Source organism: Pseudomonas sp. HMSC066A08 (genome assembly GCF_001813025.1).
Classification (GTDB): Bacteria; Pseudomonadota; Gammaproteobacteria; order Pseudomonadales; family Pseudomonadaceae; genus Pseudomonas; species Pseudomonas aeruginosa.
The window spans coordinates 125,989-138,849 of the sequence record NZ_KV811348.1 but is presented as its reverse complement, the minus strand read 5'-3'; the positions used below and the strand labels follow the sequence as shown (position 1 = coordinate 138,849).

Annotated in this window: 11 protein-coding genes; 8 read left to right on the top strand and 3 right to left on the bottom strand. The window is 67.1% G+C overall.

From position 1 onward, the window contains the following. Nucleotides 1-38 precede the first annotated feature (38 nt). A complete protein-coding gene (locus HMPREF2886_RS24425) occupies nt 39-929 on the top strand; it encodes an NAD(P)-dependent oxidoreductase (RefSeq protein WP_033968613.1) in 891 nt (296 codons plus the stop codon). 3 nt (nt 930-932) lie between these two features. On the opposite strand, the gene HMPREF2886_RS24420 is transcribed toward HMPREF2886_RS24425, so the two are convergent. Further along, nucleotides 933-3,113: a putative bifunctional diguanylate cyclase/phosphodiesterase gene (locus HMPREF2886_RS24420; RefSeq protein ID WP_033968614.1), complete on the bottom strand. Its 2,181-nt coding sequence runs from the start codon at nt 3,111-3,113 to the stop codon at nt 933-935. Nucleotides 3,114-3,432: 319 nt separating this feature from the next. Here HMPREF2886_RS24420 and HMPREF2886_RS24415 point away from each other — a divergent pair, with 319 nt between their 5' ends. Next, nucleotides 3,433-5,088 carry a phosphoethanolamine transferase gene (locus tag HMPREF2886_RS24415; protein WP_003091675.1) on the top strand — a complete coding sequence of 552 codons (1,656 nt, stop codon included), beginning with the start codon at nt 3,433-3,435 and terminating at the stop codon, nt 5,086-5,088. A gap of 69 nt (nt 5,089-5,157) precedes the next feature. Here the strand turns inward: HMPREF2886_RS24415 and HMPREF2886_RS24410 are convergent, their stop codons facing one another. Next, a complete protein-coding gene (locus HMPREF2886_RS24410) occupies nt 5,158-5,613 on the bottom strand; it encodes a universal stress protein (protein WP_003091672.1) in 456 nt (151 codons plus the stop codon). A 283-nt stretch (nt 5,614-5,896) separates the two neighbouring features. Continuing rightward, entirely contained in the window at nt 5,897-8,749 is a 2,853-nt protein-coding gene (rapA, locus tag HMPREF2886_RS24405; RefSeq protein ID WP_371915126.1) for an RNA polymerase-associated protein RapA, read from the bottom strand. Between the two features lie 235 nt (nt 8,750-8,984). Between rapA and HMPREF2886_RS24400 the strand changes: the two genes are divergently transcribed. The 6 genes from HMPREF2886_RS24400 to HMPREF2886_RS24385 all read left to right on the top strand — a co-directional run bounded on the left by HMPREF2886_RS24400 (nt 8,985) and on the right by HMPREF2886_RS24385 (nt 12,861). Further along, complete coding sequence (locus HMPREF2886_RS24400; protein ID WP_003122428.1) at nt 8,985-9,293, top strand: hypothetical protein; 309 nt, start codon at nt 8,985-8,987, stop codon at nt 9,291-9,293. 53 nt (nt 9,294-9,346) lie between these two features. Further along, nucleotides 9,347-9,949 (top strand): alpha-ketoglutarate-dependent dioxygenase AlkB family protein, encoded by a 603-nt coding sequence (locus HMPREF2886_RS24395; RefSeq protein ID WP_057388509.1) that lies wholly within the window; start codon nt 9,347-9,349, stop codon nt 9,947-9,949. Next, complete coding sequence (locus HMPREF2886_RS34650) at nt 9,946-10,107, top strand: hypothetical protein (RefSeq protein ID WP_003091659.1); 162 nt, start codon at nt 9,946-9,948, stop codon at nt 10,105-10,107. Before HMPREF2886_RS24395 ends, HMPREF2886_RS34650 begins: the two co-directional genes overlap by 4 nt. Before the next feature lie 248 nt (nt 10,108-10,355). Next, entirely contained in the window at nt 10,356-10,469 is a 114-nt protein-coding gene (gene ccoM / locus HMPREF2886_RS35210; protein WP_003091657.1) for a cytochrome c oxidase subunit CcoM, read from the top strand. Between the two features lie 207 nt (nt 10,470-10,676). Then, entirely contained in the window at nt 10,677-12,671 is a 1,995-nt protein-coding gene (locus HMPREF2886_RS24390) for an FUSC family protein (RefSeq protein WP_033975477.1), read from the top strand. Next, nucleotides 12,658-12,861 carry a DUF1656 domain-containing protein gene (locus tag HMPREF2886_RS24385; RefSeq protein WP_003091655.1) on the top strand — a complete coding sequence of 68 codons (204 nt, stop codon included), beginning with the start codon at nt 12,658-12,660 and terminating at the stop codon, nt 12,859-12,861. The genes HMPREF2886_RS24390 and HMPREF2886_RS24385 overlap by 14 nt, the downstream gene beginning before the upstream one ends.

The window sequence follows — 12,861 nt, the reverse complement described above, 5'->3', positions numbered from 1 at the left end:
CGCTCCCCGTGCCCATTCGCTGCGTATTGGAGTCCGCCATGTCCGCTTCCCTGCCTTCCCTCGCCTTCGCCGGTCTCGGCCTGATGGGCGTGCCCATGTGCCGCCGGCTGCTGGCCGCCGGCTATCCGCTGGCGGTGTGGAACCGTTCGCCGGGCAAACGCGAGTTGCTCGCGGCCGAGGGCGCGAAAGCCGTCGAAGTCCCGGCCGAACTGGCCGCCGACGCGGAAATCCTGATGCTTTGCCTGGCCGATACCGCAGCGGTGCGCGAAGTGGTGTTCGGCGCCGGCGGCATCGTCGAGAACGCCAGGCCCGGGCAGTTGCTGGTGGATTTCTCCAGCGCCGAGCCGGCCGCCACCCGCGAGATGGCCGCCGAGCTGGAGGCGCGCTGCGGCGTGCGCTGGGTCGACGCGCCGGTCTCCGGCGGCACGCCGGGCGCGGAAAGCGGCAGCCTGGCGATCATGGCCGGCGGACGCGCAGCGGATATCGAGCGCCTGCGGCCGGTCCTCTCGCAGCTCGGCCAGCGCCTGACACGCATGGGCGAGGTGGGCGCCGGGCAGGTGACCAAGGTCTGCAACCAGATGATCGTTGCCTGCAATGCCCTGGTGATCGCCGAAGTGGTGGCGCTGGCGGAGCGGGCCGGGGTCGACGCCAGCCTGGTCGCTCCGGCACTGGCGGGCGGCTTCGCCGACTCGAAGCCGTTGCAGATCCTCGCCCCGCAAATGGCCGAGAGCCGTTACGAGCCGGTCAAGTGGCACGTGCGGACCCTGCTCAAGGACCTCGACACCGCGGTGAAGCTGTCTCGCGAGCAAGGCGCGGCCACCCCGATGAGCGGGTTGGCCGCGCAGTTGATGCGTCTGCACGGCAGCCAGGGCTATCTCGAAGGCGATCCGGCGACCCTGGTGGAGCAATACCGGACCGCCGTCGAGTGAACCTCAGGCCTGGTTCAGGCTGCGCAGCGGCGGCGCGGCGTCGAAGCGGTAGGCGCGGAGGAACTCTTCCAGGGCCGCCAGCGGCAGCGGCCGGCTGAACAGGTAGCCCTGCACCAGCTCGCAATGGTTCTCCCGCAGGAACGCCAGTTGCTGCGGGGTCTCCACGCCCTCGGCGACGACTTTCAGATGGAGCTTCTGGGCCATCGCGATGATCGCCTGGGCGATTTCCATGTCCCGCTGCGAGGCGGGGATGTCCATGATGAAAGAGCGATCCACCTTCAGCGCGTCCAGCGGCAGGCGCCGCAGGTAGGCGAGCGACGAATAGCCGGTGCCGAAGTCGTCGATCGACAGGCTGACGCCCAGCTCGCGGAGGCGTTCGAGCAGCGGGATGGTCTGGTCGATGTTGTACATCAGCGCGTCCTCGGTCACCTCCAGTTCGAGGAAGCACGCCGCCAGCCCGGCCTGCTCCAGCGCATGGCGGACTTCGTCGACCAGGCTGGCCCGGCCGAGATTGCTGGCGCAGCAGTTGACAGCCACCCGCAGCCGTTCGTGGCCGGCCAGGTGCAGGCTGCGCAGGTCGCGGCAGGCGCGTCGCAGCACCCAGTCGTCGAGCTGGTCGATCATGCCGTTGGCTTCGGCCAGGCCGATGAAGCGGTCCGGACCGAGCAGGCCCTGGGTCGGATGGCGCCAGCGCACCAATGCCTCCAACTGGTGTACCTCGCCGTCGGCGAGGGCGAGGATCGGCTGGTAGTGCAGCTCCAGTTGGTCGTCGCGCAGGGCCTGGCGCAGTTCCTCCTCCATCTGCAGTTCCTGGGTCGCCCGCACCAGCAGTTGCCGGCTGAAGAACTGCGCGTTGTTGCGCCCGCAGGCCTTGGACTGGTGCAGGGCCAGGCCGGCGTTCTTCAGCAGCTCCTCGCACTGCTCGCCGTCGTTCGGGTAGAGGCTGACGCCGACGCTGGCGGTCATCACCAGGGTGCGCCCGTCCAGGGCGATGGGTTCCTTCATCTTCTGCATCAGGCGTTGCGAGAGGATGTGCGCCTCGTGGTCCTGGGCGAGGTCGGCGAGCACGCAGAACTCGTCGCCGGCGAAGCGTGCCACCACGTCGCTATCGCGCAACACGCTGCGGATACGTTCGGAGACGATCTTCAGCAGTTGGTCGCCGGAGTCGTGGCCGAGGGAATCGTTGATCCGCTTGAAGTGATCGAGGTCGAGGAACATCACCGCCAGCCCCTTGCCTCTCAGGCGACAGTTCTCCAGGTGCTGGACGAACACTTCGTTGAATGCCGTGCGGTTCTGCAGGCCGGTCAGGCTGTCGTAGCGCGCCATCTGGCGCAGCGAGGCGTGGGCGTGGTCGAGCTGGTTGAGCAGGGCGTTGACCCGGCTGTTTTCGCTGAGCCGGCGCTCCCGTTGTTTCTCCGACCATGCGGCCCAGATGCCGCAGGCGGCGATCGCGCTGGCGAGCACTCCGGTGAGCCAGCCCAGGCGCAGCGAGTCGGTGCTGGCTTGCAGTTCCAGCGGCGTGCCGGCGGGTACGCTGAGCACCAGCGCGGCCATCCCGGTGAAATGCATGGCGGCGATGGCGCCGGCTAGCAGCAGGCTGGCGATCAGTTTCATGTAGCGGTAGCGCGCGCTGCGCCGGCCGCGCAGGTAGGGGACCGCGGCGAGGGCGGTGAAGGCGGCGCCGATGGCGATTAGTACCGAAAGGGCGAACAGCGATGGCTGGTAGTACTGGGTGGCCACCGAGCGCATCGCCGCCATCCCGGTGTAGTGCATGGTGGCGATGCCCAGGCCGATGCAGCAGGCGGCGAGCAGGCAGGGCAGCAGGCCGAAGCGTGGGCGGGCGGTCATGTACATCGCCAGGTACGAGGCGGCGACGGCGATCAGCAGCGACAGGCCGGTGATCGGCAGGTCGTAGCGCAGGGCGATCGGCGCGTGGAACGCGAGCATGGCGACGAAATGCGTGGCCCAGATGCCGCTGCCCAGGCAGAACGCCCCGACCCATTGCCAACGGCGCGGGTGGTTCAGGCTGTTGCCGACCCGCTCGACCATGTCCAGCGCCGTGTACCCGGCGAGGCAGGCGACGAGGAAGGCGAGCGCTACCAGCGACGGCGAATAGGTGCAGTTCTGCAGCACGTAGCCGTCGACGGGAGACTCTCCGAGGAAGCGCAGGCCTTGCCAATCCATAGCGGTGTCTCCCTGGACACGGAAAACCCGCGGACGGCGCGGGCTGGGGGTGGCATTGTGCTTCCAGTATAGATAGCGGGAGCCGCCTGCAAGGTCGGCACGGAAGGAAGTCGCTGGCCGCCGACATACGGCCGGTTTCGGCATTTTCCCAGGGAAAAAAGGCATAGCTGAGCTTGTTCCGGCTCCATCGCCATGGGCATGATCGCTGCGCCCGCGAGGGCTCGCGAGGCTTCACGAAATTTTGACCAGGCGCCCGATAGAGTTCGGGCGCCCGCCACGGGGGGTGGCGGCGGTCCGTTACGTTTCAGGAGTTGCGTCAATGGGTGGGGGTATCAAGCGTTTCTTGCCGGCTATCGGTTCGACCCGGCTGGTGATGCTGTTCGCGCTGGTTCTGGTGGTGTTCTACAACGCGGCGACCTGGAAGGCCCTGCATGGGCTGGTGCCGCTGCAAGGCTTGAAGGGCTTCGCGTTCTTCGCCTCGTTCGCGGCGTTCCTGTGGGCCGCCTTCACGCTCCTGCTGACCCTGGTTTCCTTCCGCCCGCTGCTCAAGCCGGCCTTGACCCTGGTCGCCCTGTGCTCGGCCGGCGCGACCTACTTCATGGGCAGCTACGGCATCAGCATCGACACGGTGATGGTGCAGAACGTCTTCGAGACCAACGCCACCGAGGCCGGCGACCTGGTCAACCCGACCCTGCTCGGCTATCTGCTGCTGCTCGGTGTCCTGCCTTCGCTGCTGATCTGGCTCTGGCCGGTACGCTACCGGCCGTTCTTCCGCGGCCTGCTGAACAAGATCCTGACGCTGCTCGGCTGCCTGCTGATCGTCGCGGTAATGGTAGGCAGCTTCTATTCCACCTACGCGCCGATCTTCCGCGAGGAAGACAAGCTGACCCACTTCATCAACCCGACCAACTACATCTACGCGGTGGGCAAGTACGCCAAGCAGCGCCTTGTGATCAAGGAGCACCTGGTGGTCGAGCCGATCGGCCTGGACGCCCGCCAGGCGCCGGCTGCGCTGCAGCGACAGAAGAAATCGCTGCTGGTGTTCGTGGTCGGCGAGACTGCCCGTGCCGACCATTTCTCGCTGAACGGCTACGCCCGCGAGACCAACCCGGAGCTGAGCAAGCAGGACATCGTCAACTTCACCCAGGTTCGTTCCTGCGGCACTTCCACCGCGGTCTCGGTGCCCTGCATGTTCTCCCAGTACCCGCGCGAGGACTACAGCGACAAGAAGGCCAAGACCCACGAAGGCCTGCTGGACATTCTCCAGCGTGCCGGCGTGCAGGTGCTGTGGCTGGAGAACAACAGCGACTGCAAGGGCACCTGCCTGCGGGTGCCCAACCGGGACATCCCGAAGACCCAGCCGAGTCCGTTCTGCGACGGCAAGAACTGCCTGGACGAGTCGTTGCTGGTAGGCCTGCAGGAGTACATCGACGGGTTGCAGGACGACGCCATCATCGTCCTGCACTCCGATGGCAGCCACGGTCCCGAGTACTACGAGCGCTACCCGAAGGAGATGGAGCGCTTCCAGCCGGTATGCCGGACCAACCAGCTCGGCAGTTGCAGCAAGGAAGAGCTGGTGAACGTCTACGACAACACCATCCTCTATACCGACCACTTCCTGACGAAGGTGATCGAATTGCTCAAGCGGAATGCCGACAAGCGCGATACGGCGATGATCTACGTCTCCGACCACGGCGAGTCGTTGGGCGAGAATGGCGTCTACCTGCACGCGGCGCCCTATTCGATCGCGCCCCAGGCGCAGATCCACGTGCCGATGGTCATGTGGTTCGCCCCGCAGGCGCTGGGCAACTGGGGAATCCAGCGCAGTTGCCTGGACGGCAAGCGCGACGACAAGGACCTGAGCCACGACAACCTGTTCCACTCGGTGCTCGGCCTGCTGGACGTACAGACTTCGCTGTACCAGCCGGCGCTGGACATCTTCGCCAGTTGCCGCGCGCCCAGGGCAGCCCAGTGAGCGACGGGGGCTGAAAGAAAAAAAGGCCGTGGAGGATTCCCCCCACGGCCTTTTTCGTCGGCTTTCGCCTTATTTGTCGCGGACCAGCAGGACCGGACGCGAAGCCACGCGGATCAGGCCTTCCGCCACGCTACCGAGCATCAGGCGGCGCATGCCGCGACGACCATGGGTACCCATGACCACCACGTCGGCATCGCTGGCCTGGGCCTCGAGTTCGATGCGCTCGGCGATTTCCTCGCTGGCGCGCTCCTGGCAGACGCGATCGAAGGTGGCGCCTTCGACGTTGCTCGCCTCGACCTTCTCGCGGGCCTTGGCCAGGACGTCATCGGCGGCTTTCAGCGCGGCTTCGCGCAGCGGTTCGGGGTTGTAGTACACCGCGTAGTCGGGAAGGTGGCGCAGCGGGCTGTCGACGATGGTGATGACGCGCAGCTTGCCGCCGCTGAGGCCGGCAAGCTTGATGGCCTCTTCCAGGGCGCGGTCGGAGACCGGGCTGCCGTCCACGGCTACCAGAATGCGATCGTACATAGGGTGTCCCTCCAGAGTGAGTGTCCGCCCGCCGGGCGTTCTTGAAACTTCAAGGACACTGTAGACCCTCGCGGCCTGCGGACCTTTGCCGGAGGTCAATAAGTCGCAGGGCGACCGTCGCGATTCCGCTGCGACGCCCGACTTGCGGCCCGGCGGGTGTCGGAGGAGCGGGGCGAACGGTCGCCGCGCGGCTAGCCACCGTTGCGGCCTTCGCTGGAAATGAAATGAAGGAAGCCATGGGCATCCCCCATGGCTTCCCGTCTCGCGCAGCCGTTGCCGGACGTCAGCCGGCGACCAGGATGCGGATCGCCTCGAGGCGCAGGGATGCCTTGTCGAGCAGGGCCAGGCCTTCCTCGCGTTGGCTGCGCAGGCTGTCCAGCTCGCTGTCGCGGACGCTCGGGTTGACCGCCTTGAGCGCGGTCAGGCGCGCCAGTTCCTCGTCCATCGCGGCGGCGAACTGCTGCTTGGCCCTGGCCACGCGTTCCTCGTGGCGCGGGACGATCTTGCCCTCGGCCACGTCGAACTGCTTGGCCAGCACATCGCGCTGGGCCTGGACGAACTTGTTGGCACTGACCCGTGGCACGCTTTCCAGCTGGTCGTTGAGGGTTTCCAGGGACACCCGGCCGGCCAGGTCGTTGCCGTTGGCGTCGAGCAGGCAGCGCAGGGCCTGCGGCGGCAGCCAGCGGCCGAGCTGGAGGGCGCGCGGTGCCACGGCCTCGCTGACGAACAGGAGTTCGAGCAGCACGGTGCCGGGCTTCAGCGCCTTGTTCTTGATCAGCGCCACCGAGGTGTTGCCCATCGAGCCGGACAGCACCAGGTCCATGCCGCCCTGAACCATCGGATGTTCCCAGGTGAGGAACTGCATGTCCTCGCGGGCCAGCGCCTGGGCACGGTCGTAGGTGATGGTCACGCCTTCGTCGTCGCCGAGGGGGAAGCCGGCGTCGAGCATCTTCTCGCTCGGCTTGAGGATCAGGGCATTTTCCGAATGGTCTTCGCTGTGAATGCCGTAGGCGTCGAACAGGCGCTCCATGTAGATCGGCAGGGCGAAGTCGTCGTCCTGTTCCTCGATGGCCTCCACCAGCGCCTCGCCTTCGCCGGCACCGCCGGAGTTCAGCTCCAGCAGGCGGTCGCGACCGCTGTGCAGCTCCGCTTCGAGAGCTTCGCGACGGGCGCGGCCTTCGGCGAGCAGCGCGTCCCAGGCCTTGTCCTCGCCGCCGTCGAGCAGCGGCAGCAGGCGCGGGCCGAACTCGTGCTGCAGGGCGTTGCCGGTGGGACAGGTATTGAGGAAGGCGTTCAGCGCCTGGTGGTACCACTGGAACAGACGCTGCTGGGCGCTGTTCTCCAGGTGCGGTACGTGCAGTTGGATGGTGTGTCGCTGGCCGATCCGGTCGAGGCGGCCGATGCGCTGCTCGAGCAGGTCCGGGTGGGCCGGCAGGTCGAACAGCACCAGGTGGTGGGCGAACTGGAAGTTGCGGCCTTCGCTGCCGATTTCCGAGCAGATCAGCACCTGGGCGCCGAACTCTTCGTCGGCGAAGTAGGCGGCGGCGCGGTCGCGCTCGAGAATGCTCATGCCTTCGTGGAACACCGTGGCGGAGATGCCCGAACGCAGGCGCAGGGCGTCTTCCAGGTCGAGGGCGGTCTCGGCGTGGGCACAGATGACCAGGACCTTGAACTGCTTGAGCATCTTCAGGGTATCGATCAGCCACTCGACGCGCGGGTCGAAGCGCCACCAGCGGTTGTTGTCGTCGCCGTCTTCCCACTGCTGCTGGAAATTCACTTCCGGATACAGGTCCGGGTGTTCGCCGGCCGGCAATTCCTCGTACTGGCTCGGCATCGGCAACGGATAGGCGTGCAACTCGCGCTGGGGGAAGCCCTGCACGGCAGCACGGGTGTTGCGGAACAGCACGCGGCCGGTGCCGTGGCGGTCGAGCAGCTCGCGGACCAGGCGCGAGCGAGCTTCTTCATCGCCGCCCTCGACGCTGGCCAGCAGCTCGTCGCCCTCGCTGCCGAGGAAGCCGTGGATGGCCTTGCGCGCGTCGGCGGAAAGACTGCCGTGGTCGAGCAGTTCCTGTACCGCTTCGGCGACCGGGCGATATTGCTCGCTCTCCCGGCGGAATGCTTCGAGGTCGTGGAAACGATTCGGATCGAGCAGGCGCAGGCGCGCGAAGTGGCTGTCCTGGCCGAGTTGCTCCGGGGTCGCGGTGAGCAGCAGGACACCGGGAATGATCTCCGCCAGTTGCTCGACCAGCGCGTATTCGGCGCTGACCTGGTCCTGGTGCCAGACCAGGTGGTGGGCTTCGTCGACCACCAGCAGGTCCCAGCCGGCGGCGAACAGGGCGTCCTGGGCGCGTTCGTCTTCCTTCAGCCACTCCAGGGCGACCAGGGCCAACTGGGTGTCCTCGAAGGGATTGCTGGCATCGCTTTCGGCGAAGCGCTCCTTGTCGAACAGGGCCACCTGCAGGTTGAAGCGCCGGCGCATCTCCACCAGCCACTGGTGCTGGAGGTTTTCCGGGACCAGGATCAGCACCCGCCCGGCGCGGCCGGAGAGCAACTGGCGATGGATGATCAGGCCGGCCTCGATGGTCTTGCCCAGGCCCACCTCGTCGGCCAGCAGGACGCGCGGCGCCATGCGGTCGGCGACTTCGCGGGCGATGTGCAACTGGTGGGCGATCGGCTGGGCGCGGGCGCCGCCGAGGCCCCAGAGCGACGACTGGAGCAGTTGGCTGCGGCGTTCGAGAGTGTGGTAGCGCAGGGAGAACCAGGGCAGGGGGTCGATCTGTCCGGCGAACAGGCGGTCGCTGGCGAGGCGGAACTGGATGAAGTTGGAGAGCTGGGTTTCCGGCAGGGTGCGCTGCTCGTTCTGCGCGGTGAGGCCGTGGTACACCAGTAGGCCTTCGCTTTCCTCGACCTCGCGAACGGTCATCTTCCAGCCTTCGAAGTGCGTCACTTCATCGCCGGGGGCGAAGCGCACGCGGGTCAGCGGCGCATTGCGCAAGGCGTATTGGCGGGTATCGCCGGTCGCCGGATAGAGCACGGTGAGCAGGCGGCCATCCTGGGCCAGGATGGTCCCCAGGCCCAATTCCGCTTCACTGTCGCTGATCCAGCGTTGCCCCGGTTGATACTGCGCCATGTCCACCTCCCAAAAAAGCCGGGTATGGTACCGCAACGCGTGGCGTTGAGCGACGCTTGGCGATGGATTGCGTGTTGCGCCACGGCTTCGTCGGAGAGCCGTCCGTCGGTACGGGAGTTACCGCCTGGCGGCTGGTTCTCAAGTCGAGCGGCGGGTCGACCGATAACCCTTGTAGAAGAACGCCGCAAACCGGCACGCTGCGAGAACCCATGACGCGGCACTACCCAGAGAGGTTGCCTGCATGCTTCCGCCGATCCCCCAGGGCCTGATCCCGGTCACCGTCCAGCAGGACCCGCCCAAGCCACGTCCGGCCACGCCGCCGGTCGCGCCGACCCAGGCTGGCGCGGGCAGCGATGGCGTCGCCTTGCGCCAGGAGCGCGACGAGGAAAGCTGGCTGGAAGAAGAGTACCGCCGTCGCCAGCGCCGCCAGGGCGGCGAGGCGCATGCGCGGAGCGACGAGGGGGACGAGGCGCCGGCTGACGAGGCGGGGGAGAGCGCCCAGGCGGACGAGCCGCCACGCAAGGGACAATTGATCGACATCGAAGTGTAACCCTGGTTTTCCAGGCTTCAGCAGCGGCCTTGCGGCGTAGTAACCTGCGGCCCATGGACCTGTTCGCCGACGCTCCCCTGACCCTGCCGGACGCCGACCTGCGCTATCTCCCGCACTGGCTGGATGCGCCGCTGGCGAGCGCCTGGCTGTTGCGCCTGGAACAGGAAACGCCCTGGGAACAGCCGGTCCTGCGCATCCATGGCGAGGAGCATCCGACCCCGCGCCTGGTGGCCTGGTACGGCGACCCGGAAGCCGCCTACCGCTATTCCGGCCAGGTCCACCGGCCGCTGCCATGGACCGCGTTGCTCGGCGAGATTCGCGAGCGCGTGGAGCGCGAGGTCGGCCAGCGGGTCAACGGCGTGCTGCTGAACTACTACCGCGACGGCCAGGACTCCATGGGCTGGCACAGCGACGACGAGCCAGAGCTGCGCCGCGATCCGCTGGTCGCCTCGCTCAGTCTCGGCGGCAGCCGCCGCTTCGACCTGCGGCGCAAGGGCCAGACCCGCATCGCCCATTCCCTGGAACTGACCCATGGCAGCCTGCTGGTCATGCGCGGCGCAACCCAGCATCATTGGCAACATCAGGTGGCGAAGACCCGCCGCTCCTGCATGCCCCGTTTGAACCTGACCTTCCGCCTGGTGTACCCCCAGCCATGAACGACGACGACAAGGTGATCGACCTCAGCGCCGAGCGCGACAAGCGCATCCACGACGTGCACGAGAAGCGCCTGCAGGAGGTCCGCAAGGCCTTCGAACAGGTGTTGCCGCTGGGCAAGCCGCGGAAGAAGCCGAAAGGCAAGCCGAAGAAGCGCTGAAGCCTCCGCCGCCGCGTTCGCCGGCGGCGCATTCGTGCGGGCAACGTGCGGCGATCGGGCAGGTTTTTCCCGGTTATCTGCGGCGTCCGACCGCATTCTCCCTCCTGCGAAACTTGACCTGGGTCAGTGTCATGCACCTGGCCGAAAAAGCCCGTCCGGGCGATTGATCCAGGTCAATATTGCGCCGCCGCGCCTCGCTAATCTGAGCCCATCGAGCAACACCCAACCGGCAACTGGAGGCCATCAACATGTTCATCGACGAAGTGGTTCTCGCAGGGATTCTTACGGTAGGCCTCATGGTCGCTTTCTTCGGTGGGGTCGGTTACTTCATCTGGAAGGATTCCCATAGCCGCAAAGGCTGATCCTCCCGGATACACAGAGCACGCAAGGCACTTAGGGCGACTTCGGTCGCCCGTTTTTTTGCGCCTGGAAAAACACCGGCGCAGCGATCGGGATACTACGAATGTCGCTGGACGATATTGTTAGCAGCCTAATAATATAGGCTGCACATATCGCCTCGGCGTTCGCCGGCTATCTATGCTGATGTAGACCCCGTTTCGGAAGACACTGTGCCCATTCACTGGAAGCCGTTCCTGGCACCCTCGACGCTGGCGCTCAAGTTCGCCATCAAGACGCTCCTGGCCGGCGGCCTGGCGTTGTGGTGCGCCTTTCGCTTCGACCTGGAGCAGCCGCAATGGGCGCTGATGACCGTGCTGATCGTGTCCCAGCCGTTGTCCGGCATGGTGGTGGCGAAGGGCTTGTTCCGCCTGCTCGGCACCCTGGTCGGCACCGCGATGTCGGTGCTGATGATCGCGCTGTTCGCCCAGGCGCCGTGGTTGTTCCTGCTGGCCATCTCGCTCTGGCTGGGGCTCTGCACGGCGGCCTCGACCTCCCTGCGCAACCACGTTTCCTATGCCTTCGTACTCTCCGGCTATACGGTGGCGATCATTGGCCTGCCGGCGGTGGACCAGCCGCTGCTGGTCTTCGAGCAGGCGGTGGCGCGTTGTACCGAGATCTGCCTGGGGATCATCTGCGCCTCGGCGGTCAGTGCGATCCTCTGGCCGCAGCGGGTCGAGCAGAACCTCGACAAGCAGGCCCACGCCACCTGGCTGCTGGGAATGCAGGCCGCGCGCGGCGAGATCGACCCGCGCCAGCGGCAGCCGCAGGGACTGCTCAACGCGCTGAGCAAGATCGTCGAGGTCGATGCGCAGCGCGACCATGCCTGGTTCGAAGGCGAGCGCGGGCGGCGCCGGGCCGGTGCCCTGGCGTTGCTCTCGCGCGACCTGCTCAGCCTGTTGCGCACCGCGCGCGGCGTGGCCCGGCAACGGGCGCGGCTGAGCGAGGAGGAAGAGCGCCAGGTGGAGCGCTGGCTGGCCGCGCTGGCCACCGCCCTGGAAGGGGCCGATCCGGCGTCGATGCAGGCGCTGCGCGAGGAGTTGGCGCAGGTCGCGGTCGAGCCGCAGTGGAGCAACGACCAGCGTTACCTGTTGACCCGCTGCTCGGTGCTGCTGCTCAAGGCGGTGAATGCCGAGAAGGGCATGCGCGCGGTGGCCAGCGGCGAGGTCGAGGGGCGGGTGGGCAGCGCCGGCACCCTGTCCTGGCACCGCGACCTGCAGATGGCGCTGTTCTACGGTGCGCGTAGCGCCCTGGCATTGCTCGGGCTGTCGGTCTACTGGATCTATACCGCGTGGCCGGCGGCGTCCGGCGCGATGCTGCTGGCGGCGGTGGTGTGCAGCCTGTTCGCCAACCGCGACAACGCGGTGGCCATCGGCCTGAGCTTCCTGCGCGGCATCGTCTACGCGATCCCGGCGGCGATGCTGGTCAGCCAGTGGCTGCTGCCGCAGTGGAATGGCTTCCCGCTGCTCTGCCTGGCGATGGGCGTGCCGCTGTTCTTCGCCACCCTGGGCATGGCCGTACCGGTCACCGCCGGCACCGCCACCTCGTTCGCGATCCACTTCATCGTCCTGGTCGCGCCGCGCAACCAGATGGACTACAACCTCGCGACCCTGCTGAATTCCGCCCAGGGCGTGCTGATCGGAGTCGGCTTCGCGGTGGTGATCTTCCGCTTGCTGACCTTGCGTCCGGGCTGGCTGACCCGACGCCTGCTGGACGCCACCTGCGTGGATCTCGGCCGCCTCACCCGGCGCCCGTTGGCGCAGGCGGAGAACTGGTTCGGCGGGCGCATGGCCGACCGCCTGTTGCGCCTGGCGCGGCACGCCAACCTGTTACCGGAACAGGAGCGGCGGCGTTGGGACGATGGCCTCCTGGCGCTCGACCTGGGTAACGAACTGATCCACCTGCGGGCCTGCCTGGAAGGCGCCCGTGGCGTCCTGCGCAAGGCGCGCGACCGCTTCCTCGGGGAGCTGGGCGAGCTGCTTGAGGCCGGTCCCGTGGATCCGCGCAGCGACCGCCTGGAACGGATCAGCCTGCCGTTGCGCGAAGCCCTGGAGCGTGACGCTCGCCACGACGACGAAGCCAGCCGCCTGGCGCGCGCGGCCTTGGCGCAACTGCTGTTCACCTGGCAGCAGTGGTGCCATCAGGAGGAAAACCATGAGTCTGCATGAATCGGCCTGGGGCGGCGTCTACCTCAGCCCGCTGTTCGTCTATGCGCTGCTGGCGCTGGCGGCCACCGCCGCGCTGCGGGTGCTGATCCAGAAAACGCCGTTGCGTCGCTGGGTCTGGCACGAGGCGCTGTTCGACTGCGCCCTGTTCATTTTGATGTTGAGTGGCATTACCTGGGCGGCCACGACCTGA